This window comes from Nonomuraea africana (assembly GCF_014873535.1).
In the GTDB taxonomy this organism is placed as follows: domain Bacteria; phylum Actinomycetota; class Actinomycetes; order Streptosporangiales; family Streptosporangiaceae; genus Nonomuraea; species Nonomuraea africana.
On the sequence record NZ_JADBEF010000001.1, the window covers coordinates 7,779,393 to 7,795,859 of the forward strand.

Sequence of the window (16,467 nt, forward strand, 5' to 3'; positions counted from 1 at the left end):
CGGACGGCTGAGCCGGCCGATTCGCCCCGTGACTACCCGGTAAAGGAGTGTCCAGTGAGACGCTCGTACGCCTCGATGTAGCGCTGCCGCGTGCGCTCGACCACCTCGTCGGGAAGAGGGGGTGGAGCCTCTCCTGAGGATTTGTCCCATCCGGATTCCGGCGAATTCAGCCAGTCGCGGACATATTGCTTGTCGAAGGAGGGCTGCGAGCGCCCCGGCTCCCACTGGTCGAGCGGCCAGAAACGGGAGGAGTCGGGAGTCAGCACCTCGTCGCCGAGGGTCAGAACTCCGTTGGAATCCCAACCGAGTTCGATCTTGGTGTCGGCGAGGATGATGCCGCGCTCGTGGGCGATCTCGGCGCCGCGGGTGTAGACGGCGAGGGTGATCCTGCGCAGTTCCTCCGCGGTCTCCTCGCCCACCTCGGCGACCACCTGGTCGAAGGTGATCGGCTCGTCGTGCTCGCCGATCGGGGCCTTCGTGGAGGGGGTGAAGATCGGCTCGGGCAGGCGGGAGCCGTCCAGCAGGCCCTGCGGCAGCCGTACGCCGGAGACGGCGCCGTCACGGTCGTACTCGGCCAGGCCACCGCCCGCGAGGTACCCACGCGCCACGCACTCCACCGGCACCATCCTCAGCGGCTTGCACACCATGCTGCGCGCGTCGGGTGAGGGGCCCGCGAGGTGGTTCGGGACGATGTCCTTGAGCTGCTCGAACCACCAGATCGACAGCTGGGTGAGGATCGCACCCTTGTCGGGGATCTCCGGCTCGAGCACGTGGTCGAAGGCCGAGATGCGGTCGGAGGCGACCATCAGCAGCAGGCCGTCGTCGGTCTCGTAGAGGTCGCGTACCTTGCCGGAGTGCACATGCTTCATCGGGCGATGTCCGTCCTGTGGTGCGAGCCGCGCAGCTCGATCCTGTCCACCAGTTCGTAGGCGTGGTTCCTGGCGCTCTCCTGGTCGGGGCCGGTGCCGACGACCGCGAGCACCCGCCCGCCCGAGGAGACGATCCTGCCGTTCTCGACCGAGGTTCCGGCATGGAGGACGTAGGCGTGCTCGGTGGGCTCCAGCCCGGTGATCGCATCGCCCTTGACGGGGTCGCCCGGGTAGTTCTCCGCCGCGATCACCACCGCCACGGCCGAGCCCTCGCGGTAGGACAGCGGCGGCTGGTCGGCCAGCTCGCCCTTCGCGCACGCCATCAGCAGCCCCGCCAGCGGCGTCTCGAGCCTGTCGAGCACCACCTGCGTCTCAGGGTCGCCGAACCGCGCGTTGAACTCGATGACCTTCGGCCCCTTGGAGGTCAGCGCCAGACCGACGTACAGCACCCCGTTGTACGGCAGGCCGCGCCCGGCCAGCTCGGCCACCGTCGGGTGCACGACCTCGCGCATCACCTGCTCGGACAGCTCCTTCGGCGCCCACGGGAGCGGCGTGTAGGCGCCCATGCCGCCGGTGTTGGGACCCTCGTCGCCGTCGTAGGCGCGCTTGAAGTCCTGGGCGGGCTGCAGCGCCACCGCGGTCGAGCCGTCGCACAGCGCGAACAGCGACACCTCGGGGCCGTCGAGGAACTCCTCGATCACCACCCGCTCGCACGCCCGCGCGTGGGCGAGCGCCGCGCCGAGGTCGCCGGTGACGACCACACCCTTGCCCGCGGCCAGCCCGTCGTCCTTGACCACGTACGGCGCGCCGAACTCCTCGAGCGCCCGCTCGGCCTCCTCAGGCGTCGAGCAGGTGCGCGACCTCGCGGTGGGGACCCCCGCGGCGTTCATGACGTCCTTGGCGAAGGCCTTGGAGCCCTCGATCATGGCGGCCTGCCCGCTGGGGCCGAAGCAGGGGACGCCCTTGGCGCGCACCGCGTCGGCCACCCCCGCCACCAGCGGCGCCTCGGGGCCGACGACGACGAGGTCGGCACCCAGGCGCTCGGCCAGCTCGGCGACCCGCGCGGGGTCGGTGGGGACGATGTCGTGGAGGGTCGCGATCTCCGCGATGCCGGCGTTGCCGGGGGCACAGTGGAGCTCGGAAACCTGGGGGTCGAGTTTGAGCGAGCGGCACAGGGCGTGTTCCCGCCCGCCGGATCCAATCACTAGAACGCGCACCCAGCCATTCTCCCAGCTCACTGGTTTCCGTTTGCACCCGCGTCGGGCACCGGGACGCCGTACCCCGAGGAGGCTCGCCGTGCCAGATCGGCCTCCTCTCCCCGCGAGTCCCCATGGGCCGCTTCTCGGGTGTGCGGCAGGAGGAGAGAAGCGGATGTGCGGGATGGGGAGGGAATCTTTGTGGAGTTCTACGTGATCGTCTGACTCGTGAGCGAGTAGCCTGTGGGGGGTTCCTCGGCCTGTGATAGGTTGGGTCGGCTTTGCGGCGTCTCGTGTGATTGGAGGTGGTCCGGGATGAATCCTGGTGATCCCAGCAGTACGTGCCCGCGCATGATCATCGTGCGCACCCCCGACCACTCCAATTCGGCAGCCTGATCGTGCCTCCACGCATCTCTAGATTGAGGTGATCTTTCGTCCTGCGTGGACCGTGCCAGGTCGGGCGGAAAGGGACTGCCATGCGCTCGTCCACGATCTTCCGTCGCATCAACCGTCACCCCGTTCCCGTGCACTCCGCACGCCAGATGGCCACGCCCGTGCGTGAGGCCTGCGTGCCGCCGGTCGACTCCATCGTCGAGTACGGCGCCTACATCAACGGCAAGAAGATCTGCGCCGACGGCATCATCGAGTCGCTCGAGCTGGTGCGCGGCCACAATGCCGCCAACGACGGCGCCAAGGCCTTCGTCTGGGTGGGCCTGCACGAGCCAGAGGCCCCCGAGGTCGAGTGGCTGGCCGAGGTGTTCGGCCTGCACCCGCTGTCGGTGGAGGACGCGGTCAAGGCCCATCAGCGGCCCAAGATCGAGCGCTACGGCGACTCCCTGTTCATGGTCCTGAAGACCGTCGCCTACCTCGACCACAACGAGCTGACCGCGACGAGCGAGATCATCGCCACCGGCGAGATCATGGTCTTCCTCGGCGCCGACTTCGTGGTGACCGTACGGCACGGCCGGCACTGCCCGCTCACCGAGGTGCGCGAGAAGCTCGAGGACAAGCCCAAGCTGATGAACCGCGGGCCCACGGGCGTGCTGCACGCGATCTCCGACCACGTCGTCGACCGCTACCTGCAGGTCGCCGACCTCATGCAGCTCGAGCTCGAAGAGGTCGAGGCCACGGTCTTCGCCGACGTCAGCTCCCGCGACATCAACCGCATCTACCAGCTCAAGCGGGAGATGCTGGAGATGAAGCGCGCGGTCACGCCGCTGCAGCCGCCCATGGCCTCGCTCCCGCAGCGCCGCGTCATCCCCAGCGAGATGCGCGAGTACTTCCGCGACGTCGGCGACCACCTGGCCAGGGTGTGCGAGCAGGTCGAGTCGTCCAACGAACTGGCCAACTCGATCCTGCAGGCCGCGCTCGCCCGCTCCAACACCCTCGCCAACGAGGACATGCGCAAGATCTCCTCGTGGGTCGCCATCATCAGCGTGCCGACGATGATCGCGGGGATCTACGGCATGAACTTCGACTTCATGCCGGAGACCAAGCAGGTCTGGGGCTACCCGGCCGTGCTGGCCGTCATGGTCACGGCCTGTACTCTCCTCTACCGCGGTTTCCGTCGTAACGGATGGCTTTAAGTCTCATTTGACCGTATTGCCGGACCACCGGGCGTGCCTTTACGACGTTCCGGGAAGCGTCCACGGTATGTACGGGGCAAGAGGGACAAAAACCATCATCGGCACGATTCTTGCCGGTTCGGCGCTGCTCGCGGGCTCGGCCTGTGGGAGCAGCGGCACACAGTCCGGCACCGTCGCCGCACAACAGGCGGGCGCGGGAGCCGCGGCGGACAGACCCGTCGCCCTCCTGTCGCCCACGGGGGTGCCCACGGACCCCACAGGGATGCCTACGGATCCCACGGGTCACCCCACCCCCACAATGCCAGGCGAACCGAGCCCGGGCGCCGGCATGGCCGACCTGCAGAAGGCGGCCTCGGGCGCGCTCGAGGCCGTGGAGGGCGGCACGCTCGTCTCGATCGAGTCCGAGGACGAGGGCCGCTGGGAGGTCCACGTCGTCGAGACCGACGGCACCGAACAACAGATGGACGTCGACGCCGAGACCGGAGACGTGGTCTCCGGCCCCACGACCGAGGAGGACGAGGCGGAGGACAAGGCCGAGCTCCAGGCCCTCGTCAAGGGCGCCGAACTCACCTACGAGGAGGCCGCGGCGAAGGCCGCCTCGGCCGTGCCCGGAGGCCGGATCACCGAGCTGAGCCTGGACCGCGAGGGCGGCAAGGTGGTCTGGGAGGCCGACGTGATGGCCGCGGACGGCACCAAGCACGAGGTCAAGGTCGACGCCAAGGAAGGCACGGTGCAGAAGAACGGCGCGACGAGCTGAACGGAAGGCCGCTCAGACCCCTACCGGCTTGAGCGGGCCGACGGGACGGGGAAGCGCGAGCCCGCGCTCCTCCCACAGCTCTCTCATCAGGTCGGGATAGTCGGTGACGACGCCCGCCACTCCGAGGTCGAGCATCCGCTCGGCCGTGGCGGCGTCGTTCACCGTCCAGACGGCGACGGGCAGCCCCGCCGCTCCGGCCTGCGCCATCAGCGCCTCGTCCACCATCACGTGCTCGGGTGAGAGCGTCGTGCCGCCCGCGGCGCGCGCGGCGGCGGGGAGGTCGTCGCCCAGGTCGTCGTGCCAGTGCAGCGTGTCGCGCTCGATCAGGGCGAAGCGCTGCGTGCCCGGCGCGAGCGAAGCGGCGTGCCCGATGATCCGCCAGTCGAAGCTGAGGATCGCCGCGTTGCCGAGCCTGCCGTGCCTGTCGAGCTCGGCCACCACGGCCTCGGTGAACTCCAGCGGATCGGCCGTCAGCTCGGGCCTGGTCGGATCGGACTTCAGCTCGACGTGCAGCCTGACCGAGTCGGCGTCGTAGGCGTTCACCAGGCCGAGCACCGCGCCGAGGGTCGGCATGCGGGTGTCGGGCATGGGCTTCTGCGTGAGGGCGAAGGGGTCGGTGGGATGCCGCGGCAGCCGCACCCCGACGTCCAGCGTGCGCAGCTGGGCGAGGGTGAGGGCGTTGACGGGCTTGCCCACGTAGGGGAACAGCGGGTCCTGCGCCGCCGCGGGCCGCGTGTCGGCGCTCGTCACGGCCGAGACCGTGAGGTCGTGCGTGAGCACGAGACGCCGGTCGGCGGTGAGCGCGACGTCGAACTCCAGCGCATGGACGCCCATCTCCATGGCGTGGCTCAATCCCGGGAGGGTGTTCTCGGGCCAGAGCCCTCTCGCTCCCCGATGACCGTGAATTTCGACATGCACATCGGGGACCCTACCGTCCTGGCGACGCGCTGACGCGCGTGCCACGCCGGGAGCTGTTTGTCCTGATCTTTCCGCTTCCATCCCGTACGGCTACCGCCTGGGAAAGGCCACCCCGGTCACCGGCTCGCGCCCGTCCATCACGCCACTCCTGCGCCGCCCCGCGGCGCCGTCACGCCGGGCTCGCTCAGGGCCCACCGACGGCCGGCGGCACCGCGCCGGCCGTCGCGAGAAGGCGGGTGTGTCAGACCAGGGAGTGCAGCTCGATGGTCTGGTCGCGGCCGGGGCCGACGCCGATGGCGGAGATGCGCGACTCGCTCATCTCCTCCAGCGCCCGCACGTACGCCTGGGCGTTGGCAGGCAGGTCCTCGAAGCTCCTGGCCTTGGAGATGTCGCCCTCCCAGCCGGGGAACTCCTCGTAGATCGGCTTCGCGTGGTGGAAGTCGGTCTGCGTCATCGGGATCTCGTCGTGCCGTACGCCGTCGACGTCGTAGGCGACGCACACCGGGATGCGGTCGAGGCCCGACAGCACGTCCAGCTTGGTCAGGAAGAAGTCCGTGACGCCGTTGATCCTGGTCGCGTAGCGCGCGATGACCGCGTCGAACCAGCCGCAGCGGCGGTTGCGCCCGGTGGTCACGCCGTACTCGCCGCCGGTCGTGCGCAGCCAGTCGCCCATCTCGTCGGTCAGCTCCGTCGGGAACGGACCCGAGCCGACGCGCGTGGTGTACGCCTTCAGGATGCCGATCACGCCGGTGAGGCGGTTCGGCGGGATGCCCGCGCCCGCGCACGCCCCGCCGCTGGTCGGCGAGGAGGAGGTGACGAACGGGTAGGTGCCGTGGTCGATGTCGAGCAGCGTGCCCTGGCCGCCCTCGAGCAGCACGAACTTGTCGTCGTCCAGCGCCTTCTTCAGCACCAGCGAGGTGTCGGCGATGTGCGGCTTGAGCCGCTCGGCGTAGCCGAGGTACTCCTCCAGCACCTTCTGCCCGTCGATGCCGCGCCTGTTGTAGACCTTGGTCAGCACCTGGTTCTTCTCGCCGAGCACGGCCTCGATCTTCTGCGCGAGGATGCCGGGGTCGAGCAGGTCCTGGACCCTGATGCCCATGCGGTAGATCTTGTCGCCGTAGGCGGGCCCGATGCCGCGCCCCGTCGTGCCGATCTTCGCCTTGCCGAGGTAGCGCTCGGTCACCTTGTCGAGCGCCTTGTGGTGGGGCATGATCAGGTGCGCGTTCGCCGAGATCAGCAGCCGCTCGGCGGAGATGCCCCGCTCGGCCAGCGCGTCGAGCTCCGACAGCAGGACCCCTGGGTCGATCACCACGCCGTTGCCGATCACCGGGACCACGTCGGGCGACAGGATGCCGGTGGGGACGAGGTGGAGGGCGTACTTCTGGTCGCCGATCACGATGGTGTGACCGGCGTTGTTCCCGCCCTGGTAGCGAACGACGTAGTCGACGGCGCCGCCGAGCAGGTCGGTCGCCTTCCCCTTGCCTTCATCGCCCCACTGGGCACCCAAGACAACGACAGCCGGCATGGTTATCTCTCCCGAGCAAAACGAAAACCCCTGGCGCAAGCGCGACAGGGGCTCTTGCGTGGAGAGACTACCCGAGTATGCCCATTCGTCCCAAGGGCTAGCCCTTGGTCAGCGCGTCGTATGCCTCGGTGCTGCTGTCCTTGAGGAACTGCAGGCACCGTTCGGCCTCGTCCTTCTCGCCGATCGACTGCGCGGCCCTGGACAGTGAGTAGAGGCAGCGCAGGAAGCCGCGGTTCGGCTCATGCTCCCACGGGATCGGCCCGTGCCCCTTCCATCCGCTCCTTCTCAGCTGGTCGAGGCCACGGTGGTAGCCGGTGCGGGCGAAGGCGTACGAGGTGACCGCGTGGCCCTTGGCGAAGTATTCCTCCGCGAGTGCGGCCCAGGCCGCCGGGTAGGCGGGGAAGCGCGCTGCCACGTCGGACGCCTTAGCGCCGGATTCCAGCGCCTCTCGGGCCTCGGGCAGGTCCGGCAGGTGGGTCGGGGGCGGCCCGGCGAGAAGGTTATCCATAGACAAGTCATACCCGCCAAGCGGGGAAAGTGGCTAGGAGATCTTCGTCGCAGTGTGGGGATCTACGGCGTGCTCGCTCACTCGAGGGCCCTGAGCAGCCGGTCGAGCACATCGTCCCAGGGGCGCGCGGGAACCACCGCCACCCCCGCCCGCTCGGCCTGGCCGGCCAGCCAGTCCCCGAACAGGCGGCTCACCCTGGCCCGCTCGCGCTGCGCCCCTGCCGCGGGCTCGCGCAGCCGGTAGTTCTCGACGATCTGCTCCTCGTCGCCCTCGTACAGGACGGCCGCGCGCACGCCGTCCAGCTCCGCGGCCAGCGACGGCAGCAGGTAGTCGCCCTCGATGACCACAGGAGTCCTGGTCTCGAGGTGGTTGGCGACCACCGCCCGCACCGCGGGGACGAGCGCCCGCGCCACGGAGATCTGCATCTCCACGATCCGCTCGGGCGGCAGCGCGGGGGCGTCGGGTCGGCCCGCCAGTAGTGGAGCGCGGGCAGCTGCTCGGGTGTGGTCATGGCCTGCAGCGCCTCGACGATGTCGTCGATCTCGACGATCGGCACGCCGAGGCGCCGGGCCAGGGGATAGGAGACCTGGCTCTTGCCGGTCCCGGAGGCGCCGCCGAGCAGGATGACAGGGGTGTCGTTCACGCAGGGATGCTACCGATGGCGCCATGAACGCTTACGTCCTCCTGCTGACCAAGAACCCGGAGACGGCCAGCAACACGCCCCTGCTCATCCAGTTCCTGCCGTTCCTCGGCAGCGCGTTCGTCCCCCCGGAGTCGATGCCGGCGGGGATCAGGTGGTTCGCCGAGTACCAGCCCTTCACGCCCGTCATCGAGACGCTGAGGGGGCTGCTGACCGCCACTCCGGTGGGCGGCATCTGGATCGTCGCGGTGGCCTGGTGCCTCGGCATCGCACTGGTGGGCTACCTGTGGTCGAGGAGACTGTTCAACCGCGGCACCGCCGGCTAGCCCGGCGAGACAGTTCTTGAACGCCCGGCGCACGCGCCCCTCCCGTTGGATAATGATCGACGACTTCGACACTCCGACGGGAGGCGTGAGTGGCCCTGCCCAGCTCGTCCGCCGTCCGTGTCCAGGGGCCGGCAGGAGTGTCGGGCGGCGGCTGCCTGGTGGGGCCGCGCGAGGTGGTGACCTGCGCCCACGTCGTCAGCGGAGCACTCGGCCTGTGCGTCGACGAGCGGCCCGACGAACCGGTCCTGATCGACTTTCCGTTGTTCGGCGACGAGCACGAGCCGATCGCCGCCCACGTGGTGGCCTGGGACGCCCACGGTGACCTCGCGGGGCTGCGGCTGGCCGAGCCGCCGCCGCGGGGCGTCCTTCCCACCCGGCTGGTCAGTGCGCCCCACTACTGGGGCCACCCCTTCCGCGCGCTCGGCTTCCCCGTTGGGCACGACGACAGCGGGGTATGGGCGCATGGCCGGCTGCTCGCGCGCCGCGGTGACGGCTGGCTCCAGGTCGAGAACACCGGCTCAGTCGGCCACGGCCTCCGTCCGGGGTTCAGCGGCGCCATGGTGTGGGACGACGAACTCGACGCGGCGGTCGGCATCGTGGTCGCCGAAGACAAGGATCTGACGACCCGCACCGCCTATGTGATTCCCGCGGACGTCTTGCTGCGCGGCTGGCCGGAGCTGGCCGCGCGGGCGCCGGCCGCTTCGCCGTACAGGGGGCTGGAGGCCTTCGGGGAGAGCGACGCGGACGTCTTCTTCGGAAGGGCGGAGGAGGCGCGGGAGCTGCGGGACAGGGTCGCGGGGCCGGGCCTCACCGTGGTGTACGGGCCCTCGGGCAGCGGCAAGTCCTCCCTGGTCCTGGCGGGGCTGCTGCCGCTCCTCGGCGCGGACCCCGGCGTGCGGGCGCTCACCCTGCGCCCTTCGCAGGGGCGCACGCCGCTCTCCGCGCTGGCGGCCGTCCTTCTCCCCGAGCTCGAGCCCGAGCGGGCCGAGGCCGCCCGGATGGCCGACCTGCCCGCGCTGACGCGGGTGTTGCGCGACGGCGGGATCGTCGAGGTGGTCCAGCGGCTGCGCGCCCGCTCGGGCGCGGACCGGATCGTGCTGGTCATCGACCAGTTCGAGGAGATCTACACCTCGCGACACCCGCACGAGGAGTTCGTCACCGCGCTCCTGCCGCTGCTGGAGACGGCGTCGGCGGGCGCGCACACGCTGGTGACGCTGCGCGCCGACTTCTCCGGCCAGATGCTGGAGCATCCGCGGCTGGCCGAGCTCCAGCGCGGCGCCGTCTACCCGGTCGGGACGCTCGGCAGAGACCGCCTGCGCGAGGTCATCGAGGCCCCGGCGGCCCGCGCGGGCGGGGTGCGGTTCCAGGACGGGCTGGTCGATCGGATCCTCGACGACGTGGGCGACGAGCAGGGACGACTCCCCCTGGTGGAGTTCGCGCTGACCATGCTGTGGGAGCGGCAGCGCGACGGCGTGCTCACCCACGACGCGTACCTCCGGCTCGGCGGCGCCGCGGGCGCGCTGGCCGCCTACGCCGAGCAGATCTGGCACGAGCGGCTGTCCGCCGACCCCTTGCGCGCCCGCTCCTTGCTGCTCCAGCTCGTACGGCAGGCGCAAGGCCAGGAGCCCACCTGCGCCACCCTGCCGAAGGAGGCGTTCAGCGAGGAGGAGTGGCGGCTCGGCCAGGAGCTGGCCACCACCCGGCTGCTGGTCGCCGCCGAGGGGCCGCCGGGCGTCCATACGCTGCGCCTGGCCCACGAGTCACTGATCTCCCGATGGGACCGGCTGCGCGACTGGGTCGAGGCCGACCACGATTTCCGCGCCTGGCACCACGAGCTGCAGCGGGCCCTCGACCGCTGGTCGGCCGAGCGCGAGAACGACCGGTTACTGCGTGGCGGCGACCTGGCGGTGGCGCTCGACTGGCTGGCGAAGCGCGGCGAGGATCTGCGCCCCGCGGAACGCGACTTCGTCGAGGAAAGCCACCGCAGGTCCGAACGGCTGCGGAAGAGGCAGCGGCGGGTGTCGGTCGGCCTCGCCCTCCTGCTCGCCCTCAGCGTGGTCCTCGGCCTGCTGGCCGGTGAGGGCTACGTGACCAGCCAGGAGCGGCTCCGCACCTTGGCGGCGCAGGTGATGGCCGACCGGGCGGAGGAGAGCGCCGAACGCCCCGACCTCCGCCTCCTCGAGGCGGTGGCCGCCTATCGGGGCGACCCCGACGATCCCAAGGTGACGCGGGCGCTGTTCAACCGCTACAGCGGCGTCGTCAGCATCGACAGGATCCTGGCGGGCTCGGGCGTCACTTCCCGCCACGTCCTCGCCGGCGAGGACGGCACGCTGGTCGTCCAGCAGGAGAGCCACGCGGTCAAGGTCTGGCGGCCCGAGGAGGAATCGCCGCTGCCCGAGCAGATCTCGTTCTCGGCGCGCATCAAGACCACGGCGATGTCGCCCGACGGCGGCCTGCTCGCCGTCGCCACCGAGGAGGGCACCGTCGAGCTGTGGAGCCCGCGTGACCGACGGCTGGTCGACAGGTTGCCAGGCGAGCCACCCGGCCCAGGCGAAGACGTGCTCCTCGCCCTCGATCCCGGCGGACGGCAGCTGGCCGTCCACCGGACGGGCGAGCGCACGGTGACGGTCTGGGACCTGCGGCGCCGCCAGTCGCGCGGCGTCTCCCTCCCTGGCCGGGCGAGCATGCTGCGGCTGGGCGGCGACGGTCTCCTGTCGGCCGCTCTTCCCGGCGGCAGGCTGCTGGTGTTCGAGCCGGGCGCGACACGGCCCGCGAGGACGTGGCGACTGCCCTCGGCCATCGCCAACGACGGCTCGACCGTCGTCACCTGCCGCGACACCGGTACGACCAGCACGGTGCGCGGCGTGGACCTGCGCACCGGCAGGACAGTCGTCGAGGCCGCCCTTCCTCCGCTCGACTGTGCGGGAGTCAGTGAGGCGGGCACGCTGAGCCACGGCGGCAGGCTCCTGCTCCTCCAGCACGTCCTGGTGGACCTGAAGGAGAAGCGGATCATCGGCGCCCCCTCCGGCCATGTCGAGTCGCCGGTCGTCACCGGACGTGAAGGCCGATGGAGCATCTGGGCGGCCGGCGGGCCCGGACTGGTCAGGTTTCCCGTCGCCCGCACGATCGACACGAACCCCTTCGCGGTGAAGGAGAGCGCCGTCACCGACGACGGCCGGCACGTCGTCACCTACGACGCCGACGGACGGCTGCGGGTGTGGGACGCCAGGTCGAGGCTGCTGGTCGCCGAGCGGTACGCGAGCCTGAGCGGCGCCCCGGCGGACGGCGCGGCGATCACCAGGGTGGTCGCGCTGACGGGACGCCGTGAGATCGCCGTGGTCGGTGCGGGCTCCCGCGACCTGGTGCTGATGTCGCTGCCCGACCTGCGGCCGACCGCGTCGGCGCGGTTGCCCGCGGGTTCCGCCGAGAACGCGCCCCTCCGCCTGCACGCCGTCGCGGACGGCCGTCTCGTGGTCTTCGCGCGCGGTGTCGTCACGGTCTGGGAGAGCGCGCCGCTGCGCATGACGGGGCCCGAACTCGATCTCAGCGAGCGGCTGCCGCCCACGGTCTCCCTGGAGCAGGACGAGGGGCTGAGGCTGCTGCCGAGCGCGGACGGCAGCGCCGCACTGCTCGTCGATGTGTTGACACGCCGGGTCGAACGATGGGACCTGACCCTTGGCCGTGTCACCAGGGATCACCTGATCCCCGGCAGCGACGGTCTCGTTCCCGTCGCGGTGAGCGCGGACCTGACCCGCCTGGTCTCCCACAGCCTGACGGCCGGACAGCACTTCGTGACCTGGCGGCTGCCCGCCTCGGGCCCGCCCACTTCCAGCGCGGAGGCCGCGGCGCGGGGCGACGCCTTCGATCTGTTCGTCCTGCGCCGCTCGAACCCCGACCTCTTCTACGACCCGTCGTTCACGGCCTTCAGGCACGGCGACTCCCCGGGCCACCTCACGCTGTTCCGCCACGGCGGACAGCTGCTCTACCACACCGGCGAGGCCCGCATCCTGTCCACCGCGCCGCGCGACTGGGCCCTGCACCTGTGCCGGGTCCTCGGCGGGCGCTCGTTCACCCGTGACGAGCTGTCCGACCTGCCGGCCGAGGCCGACACCGCTCCCTGCACCGACACCTAGGAGGAGACACATGCCCCAGCTGATGCGAGTCCCGCTCGAGGACGGCCAGTTCGTACTCGTGGAGTTGTCCGAGAACGATCCCGGCGTGCGCAGGGTCTCGCGGGTCGGCGAGACGATCACGGCGACCATGACGTCCATGGAGGCGGCGCTCGAGCCGATCCAGTCCGCGGCCAGATCGGCGCTGGAGACCTTCCGCAAGATCGGTCCGGACGAGGTCGAGATCGAGTTCGGCGTCAAGCTCAACGCCGAGGCCGGCGCGCTCATCACCAAGGCGGGAGCGGAGGGTCACCTGGTCGTCAAGCTCGCCTGGCGCGGATCGGCCCAGGAACAGGAGTAGGGGGCGGGCCCCGCCAGGGGGCTCGGGGGAGCCGAGCTCCCCCGAAGGCCCCGCCTGGGCGAGGGCCCGTGCCCTTGACACCCGACGGGTCAGCCGAGCTTGGTGCCCGCCGACTTCAGGTCCTTGCAGGCCTGCACGACGCGGGCCGCCATCGCCGTCTCCGCCGACTTGCCGTACGAGCGGGGGTCGTAGGCCTTCTTGCTGCCGACGTCCCCGTCGACCTTCAGTACGCCGTCGTAGTTGCGGAACATGTGGTCCGCGATCGGCCTGGTGAAGGCGTACTGCGTGTCGGTGTCGATGTTCATCTTCACCACGCCGTAGGAGATCGCCTCGTGGATCTCCTCGAGCAGCGAGCCGGAACCGCCGTGGAAGACCAGGTCGAACGGCTTGTCCTTGCCGTACTTCGCGCCCACGGCGTCCTGGATGTCCTTGAGCACCGAGGGGCGCAGCTTCACGTGGCCCGGCTTGTAGACGCCGTGCACGTTGCCGAACGTGGCGGCCAGCATGTACCTGCCCTGCTCGCCGACGCCCACGGCCTCGGCGGTGGCCAGCGCGTCCTCGGCCGTGGTGTAGAGCTTCTCGTTGATCTCGCCGACGACGCCGTCCTCCTCGCCGCCGACGACGCCGATCTCCATCTCCATGATGATGTTCGCGCGGTGGCACTTCTCCAGCAGCTCGCGCGCGATCGACAGGTTCTCCTCCAGGGGTACGGCCGAGCCGTCCCACATGTGGGAGTTGAAGATGGGGTCGCCGCCCCGCTCGAGGGAGAGCTCGATCAGCGGCCGCATGAAGCCGTCGAGCTTGTCCTTCGGGCAGTGGTCGGTGTGCAGGGCCACGGTCACCGGGTAGTTCTTGGCGACCACCCTCGCGTACTCGGCAAGGGCCACGGACCCGGCCACCATGTCCTTCACCGTGGTGCCCGACAGGAAGTCGGCGCCGCCGGTGGACACCTGGACGATCCCGTCGCTCTCGGCCTCGGCGAACCCGCGCAGGGCGGCGTTCAAGGTCTGCGAGGAGGTCACGTTGATCGCAGGATAGGCGAAGCCGCCCGCTTTCGCCCGATCGAGCATCTCGGCGTAGGCCTCTGGAGTCGCGATAGGCATGGCTCATCTCCCTGGGGTATGTACGGCTTTCGCGGAGCCCAGTATCCCGGCTCCCTACCCGCCTTGGTAGTGACAACGCGCGCCAGATGACCCGCGCGCCAGGGCCGGGACGCCCCTCGCCGCCATCCCGCTACCGGTAGGCTCAGCGCGTGGAATCGCTCTTGGACCTCGTGGACCCGCAGTGGTGGCTCACCATGCTCGGCGCCTTCGCCACGATCGGCGTGCTCGCCATCATCTTCGCGGAGACGGGTCTGCTGATCGGCTTCTTCCTGCCGGGTGACTCGCTGCTCGTGGCCGCGGGCATCTTCAGCTCCGCCGCGGCGGCCAAGGGCATCGGCATCGAGCCGCTGTCCTTCCCCGTGCTGGTCATCGGCACCCCGCTGTGCGCCGTCGCCGGTGCACAACTGGGGCACCTGATCGGCGTGAAGGTGGGCCGCAAGCTCTTCGACAAGCCGGATTCGCGGCTGTTCAAGCGCGAGCACGTCGAGAAGGCCGAGTACTACTTCGAGAAGTTCGGCCCCGCCAAGGCCGTGGTGATCGCGCGCTTCGTGCCGATCGTCCGCACGTTCATGAACCCGGTCGCCGGCGTCCTGGAGATGCCCGCCCGCACGTTCTTCATGTGGAACGTGATCGGCGGCCTGCTGTGGGTCGAGAGCATGCTCTTCATCGGCCACTACCTGGGAAACCTGGTCGACCCCGCCCAGATCGACAAGTACATCCTGCCGGGCGTCTTCCTCATCGTGCTCATCTCGGTCATCCCGATCATCGTCGAGGTCGTCAAGAGCCGCAGGAACGGTGGCCGCCAGGTTCCCGCGCCCCAGGGCAAGCACCACCGCGTCCCGTAGACCGCAGGGGCCGTTGGCTACCCTCCGACTATGGGGCGCCATCGATCCGACCCGATGGGGGTGGCCCGCCTGGCCCTGATCGGGCTTGGGGTCGCCCTGCTGGTCGCGCTCGTCCTCCTCGGCGGTCGCGCGCTGGTCGGCATCCTGTCCACGGAGGGCACGGCCCCGACGCCCACCGCGACCCCGAGCGCGCCCGCCACGGGGAGGGCGCCGACGCTCAGGATCACGTGTGTGGCGGAGGTCTGCCCCGCGGTGCTGGTGCGGGTGCCCGGCGGGGACGTGCTCAACGACCGTGACCTGACCAGCGGCGAGGAGATCGTCTTTTACCAGCCCGAGCTCGATGTCGCCATCGACGACACGAGCACGGTCGAGGTCACGGTGAACGGCGTGCCCAGGCCCAAGGGGCAGCCGGGCCGGCAGGAGACCTTCACGGTCAGCCGGCCAACCCCAGGTCCGGCAGGGTGAAGGCGCTGCGGTACGCGAGGCCCTCCTCGGCCATCCTCGGCGCGGCGCCCCGCTCGACGATCGTGGCCACGGCGACGACCTCGGCGCCCGCCTCGCGCGCGGCCGCGACGGCGGTCAGCGGGGAGCCGCCGGTGGTGGAGGTGTCTTCCACGACGAGCACCCGGCGGCCCGTGATGTCGGGGCCCTCGATCCTGCGCTGCATGCCGTGCGCCTTCTGCGCCTTGCGCACCACGAACGCGTCGAGGGTGCGGCCCCGCGCGGCGGCCGCGTGCATCATGGCCACCGCCACCGGGTCGGCGCCCAGCGTGAGGCCGCCGACCGCGTCGTAGTCGAGGTCGGCGGTCAGGTCGAGCATGACCCTGCCGACGATCGGCGCCGCCACGCCGTCGAGCGTGATCCGCCGCAGGTCGAGGTAGAAGTCGGCCTCCAGCCCCGAGGAGAGCACGACTCTGCCGTGCACGACGGCCTTCTTCTGGATCTCGGCCAGCAGGTTCTCGCGGTCATTCATGTCCACAAGCTTAAAGTCGCCAGCGCGTCGCGGTAGCGGTCGGGGAGGGCGGTGACCTCGACGACGCCCGAGTCGCGCAGCCGTTTGGTCCTCGGCTTGGTGGTCAGCGCACCCGCCCGGCCCTGGCCCAGCCGGACGAGGGTGTCGCCGAGCGGGAAGACCTCCCGTAGCAGCGTGGCGAGGCGCAGCATCGCGGCGACGCGCTCCCACGCGTCGGCGACGGTCAAGGTCACCACGACCAGGCAGTACGCTCGCGCGGTGCCCTCGCGGTAGATCTCGGCCAGCCTGGTGCGCAGGTAGGCCACGCTGACCAGGCCGGTGAGCGGATCCTCGCAGCGCAGCTCGCCGATCGGCGCGAAGCCCGCCTCCGCCCAGCCCGTCGCGAACGAGCGCAGCGCGGCCAGCGGCGGGTTCGGGCTGCCGAAGACGCGGAAGAGCGCGGCCAGGTCCGTCATGCCTTCGGCGATGCCCACGCCCGCGCGGGCACGGGCGTCGCCGAGGGCCATGCAGGCGCGGGTAAGGCCGTGGCCCCTGTTCACGGCCTTGATCGCCTGCTCGACGGCGGGCGTCCACCAGTCGTCGGGTATGGCCCACCCCGTGGCCAGGCTCCCGTCGCGCCACAGCGCGCGCAGACGCCCCAGAGTGTCGTCGTCCATCTGCTCCGCGGCGCGAACAAGGGAGCGCCGCTCCTCCTCTCGGAGACAAAGACTGGCTTTGGCGTTAGTCATGACGCGGAATGCGGAATGATTCG

The 16,467-nt window shown here is 70.6% G+C and carries 16 protein-coding genes; 7 read left to right on the forward strand and 9 right to left on the reverse strand.

What is annotated here, in order from left to right; genetic code table 11:
* Positions 1 to 32 precede the first annotated feature (32 nt).
* Together H4W81_RS37090 and purD are read right to left on the reverse strand one after the other, a co-directional pair.
* Positions 33 to 869, reverse strand: a complete 837-nt coding sequence (locus tag H4W81_RS37090; RefSeq protein ID WP_192779059.1) for a phosphoribosylaminoimidazolesuccinocarboxamide synthase — start codon at positions 867 to 869, stop codon at positions 33 to 35.
* Positions 866 to 2,086: a phosphoribosylamine--glycine ligase gene (gene purD / locus H4W81_RS37095; RefSeq protein WP_192779060.1), complete on the reverse strand. Its 1,221-nt coding sequence runs from the start codon at positions 2,084 to 2,086 to the stop codon at positions 866 to 868. Before purD ends, H4W81_RS37090 begins: the two co-directional genes overlap by 4 nt.
* A 503-nt stretch (positions 2,087 to 2,589) precedes the next feature.
* Here purD and corA point away from each other — a divergent pair.
* Together corA and H4W81_RS37105 are read left to right on the forward strand one after the other, a co-directional pair.
* Entirely contained in the window at positions 2,590 to 3,651 is a 1,062-nt protein-coding gene (corA, locus tag H4W81_RS37100; protein WP_318782250.1) for a magnesium/cobalt transporter CorA, read from the forward strand.
* A 328-nt stretch (positions 3,652 to 3,979) separates the two neighbouring features.
* Positions 3,980 to 4,408, forward strand: coding sequence for a PepSY domain-containing protein (locus H4W81_RS37105; protein WP_192779062.1), 429 nt, complete (start codon positions 3,980 to 3,982; stop codon positions 4,406 to 4,408).
* Between the two features lie 12 nt (positions 4,409 to 4,420).
* Here H4W81_RS37105 and H4W81_RS37110 read toward each other — a convergent pair whose 3' ends face one another.
* The 4 genes from H4W81_RS37110 to H4W81_RS48005 all read right to left on the reverse strand — a co-directional run bounded on the left by H4W81_RS37110 (position 4,421) and on the right by H4W81_RS48005 (position 7,784).
* Positions 4,421 to 5,371, reverse strand: coding sequence for a glycerophosphodiester phosphodiesterase family protein (locus H4W81_RS37110; RefSeq protein WP_318782252.1), 951 nt, complete (start codon positions 5,369 to 5,371; stop codon positions 4,421 to 4,423).
* Between the two features lie 196 nt (positions 5,372 to 5,567).
* Positions 5,568 to 6,851, reverse strand: coding sequence for an adenylosuccinate synthase (locus H4W81_RS37115; RefSeq protein WP_192779064.1), 1,284 nt, complete (start codon positions 6,849 to 6,851; stop codon positions 5,568 to 5,570).
* Between the two features lie 97 nt (positions 6,852 to 6,948).
* Positions 6,949 to 7,359: a DUF3151 domain-containing protein gene (locus H4W81_RS37120; RefSeq protein ID WP_225958978.1), complete on the reverse strand. Its 411-nt coding sequence runs from the start codon at positions 7,357 to 7,359 to the stop codon at positions 6,949 to 6,951.
* 77 nt (positions 7,360 to 7,436) lie between these two features.
* Positions 7,437 to 7,784, reverse strand: coding sequence for a hypothetical protein (locus H4W81_RS48005; protein WP_225958979.1), 348 nt, complete (start codon positions 7,782 to 7,784; stop codon positions 7,437 to 7,439).
* Between the two features lie 241 nt (positions 7,785 to 8,025).
* On the opposite strand from H4W81_RS48005, the gene H4W81_RS37130 reads away from it, so the two are divergent.
* The 3 genes from H4W81_RS37130 (at position 8,026) to H4W81_RS37140 (ending at position 12,795) form a co-directional block, all read left to right on the forward strand.
* Positions 8,026 to 8,325, forward strand: coding sequence for an ABC transporter permease (locus tag H4W81_RS37130; protein ID WP_192779066.1), 300 nt, complete (start codon positions 8,026 to 8,028; stop codon positions 8,323 to 8,325).
* 89 nt (positions 8,326 to 8,414) lie between these two features.
* A complete protein-coding gene (locus H4W81_RS37135; RefSeq protein ID WP_192779067.1) occupies positions 8,415 to 12,458 on the forward strand; it encodes an nSTAND1 domain-containing NTPase in 4,044 nt (1,347 codons plus the stop codon).
* A 10-nt stretch (positions 12,459 to 12,468) separates the two neighbouring features.
* A complete protein-coding gene (locus H4W81_RS37140) occupies positions 12,469 to 12,795 on the forward strand; it encodes a CU044_2847 family protein (RefSeq protein ID WP_192779068.1) in 327 nt (108 codons plus the stop codon).
* Positions 12,796 to 12,884: 89 nt separating this feature from the next.
* On the opposite strand, the gene fbaA is transcribed toward H4W81_RS37140, so the two are convergent.
* The gene (gene fbaA, locus H4W81_RS37145; RefSeq protein ID WP_192779069.1) at positions 12,885 to 13,898 is read right to left on the reverse strand and encodes a class II fructose-bisphosphate aldolase; all 1,014 of its coding nucleotides are present in this window, start codon (positions 13,896 to 13,898) and stop codon (positions 12,885 to 12,887) included.
* 149 nt (positions 13,899 to 14,047) lie between these two features.
* On the opposite strand from fbaA, the gene H4W81_RS37150 reads away from it, so the two are divergent.
* Together H4W81_RS37150 and H4W81_RS37155 are read left to right on the forward strand one after the other, a co-directional pair.
* A complete protein-coding gene (locus H4W81_RS37150; protein ID WP_318782254.1) occupies positions 14,048 to 14,743 on the forward strand; it encodes a DedA family protein in 696 nt (231 codons plus the stop codon).
* A 30-nt stretch (positions 14,744 to 14,773) separates the two neighbouring features.
* Positions 14,774 to 15,208, forward strand: a complete 435-nt coding sequence (locus H4W81_RS37155; RefSeq protein WP_192779070.1) for a DUF4115 domain-containing protein — start codon at positions 14,774 to 14,776, stop codon at positions 15,206 to 15,208.
* Here H4W81_RS37155 and H4W81_RS37160 read toward each other — a convergent pair.
* Positions 15,177 to 15,716: a phosphoribosyltransferase family protein gene (locus H4W81_RS37160; RefSeq protein ID WP_192779071.1), complete on the reverse strand. Its 540-nt coding sequence runs from the start codon at positions 15,714 to 15,716 to the stop codon at positions 15,177 to 15,179. The genes H4W81_RS37155 and H4W81_RS37160 overlap by 32 nt on opposite strands.
* Positions 15,713 to 16,372 carry a hypothetical protein gene (locus H4W81_RS37165; protein ID WP_192779072.1) on the reverse strand — a complete coding sequence of 220 codons (660 nt, stop codon included), beginning with the start codon at positions 16,370 to 16,372 and terminating at the stop codon, positions 15,713 to 15,715. Before H4W81_RS37165 ends, H4W81_RS37160 begins: the two co-directional genes overlap by 4 nt.
* Between the last annotated feature and the right edge of the window lie 95 nt (positions 16,373 to 16,467).

Excerpts from the sequence above, each read along its gene's own strand:
- H4W81_RS37130 (WP_192779066.1), top strand. The coding sequence starts at position 8,026 with ATGAACGCTTACGTCCTCCTGCTGACCAAGAACCCGGAGACGGCCAGC.
- H4W81_RS37165 (WP_192779072.1), bottom strand. The coding sequence starts at position 16,372 with ATGGACGACGACACTCTGGGGCGTCTGCGCGCGCTGTGGCGCGACGGG.
- H4W81_RS48005 (WP_225958979.1), bottom strand. The coding sequence starts at position 7,784 with ATGCAGATCTCCGTGGCGCGGGCGCTCGTCCCCGCGGTGCGGGCGGTG.
- H4W81_RS37115 (WP_192779064.1), bottom strand. The coding sequence starts at position 6,851 with ATGCCGGCTGTCGTTGTCTTGGGTGCCCAGTGGGGCGATGAAGGCAAG.
- H4W81_RS37105 (WP_192779062.1), top strand. The coding sequence starts at position 3,980 with ATGGCCGACCTGCAGAAGGCGGCCTCGGGCGCGCTCGAGGCCGTGGAG.
- H4W81_RS37155 (WP_192779070.1), top strand. The coding sequence starts at position 14,774 with ATGGGGCGCCATCGATCCGACCCGATGGGGGTGGCCCGCCTGGCCCTG.
- H4W81_RS37160 (WP_192779071.1), bottom strand. The coding sequence starts at position 15,716 with ATGAATGACCGCGAGAACCTGCTGGCCGAGATCCAGAAGAAGGCCGTC.
- fbaA (WP_192779069.1), bottom strand. The coding sequence starts at position 13,898 with ATGCCTATCGCGACTCCAGAGGCCTACGCCGAGATGCTCGATCGGGCG.
- H4W81_RS37140 (WP_192779068.1), top strand. The coding sequence starts at position 12,469 with ATGCCCCAGCTGATGCGAGTCCCGCTCGAGGACGGCCAGTTCGTACTC.
- H4W81_RS37120 (WP_225958978.1), bottom strand. The coding sequence starts at position 7,359 with ATGGATAACCTTCTCGCCGGGCCGCCCCCGACCCACCTGCCGGACCTG.
- H4W81_RS37090 (WP_192779059.1), bottom strand. The coding sequence starts at position 869 with ATGAAGCATGTGCACTCCGGCAAGGTACGCGACCTCTACGAGACCGAC.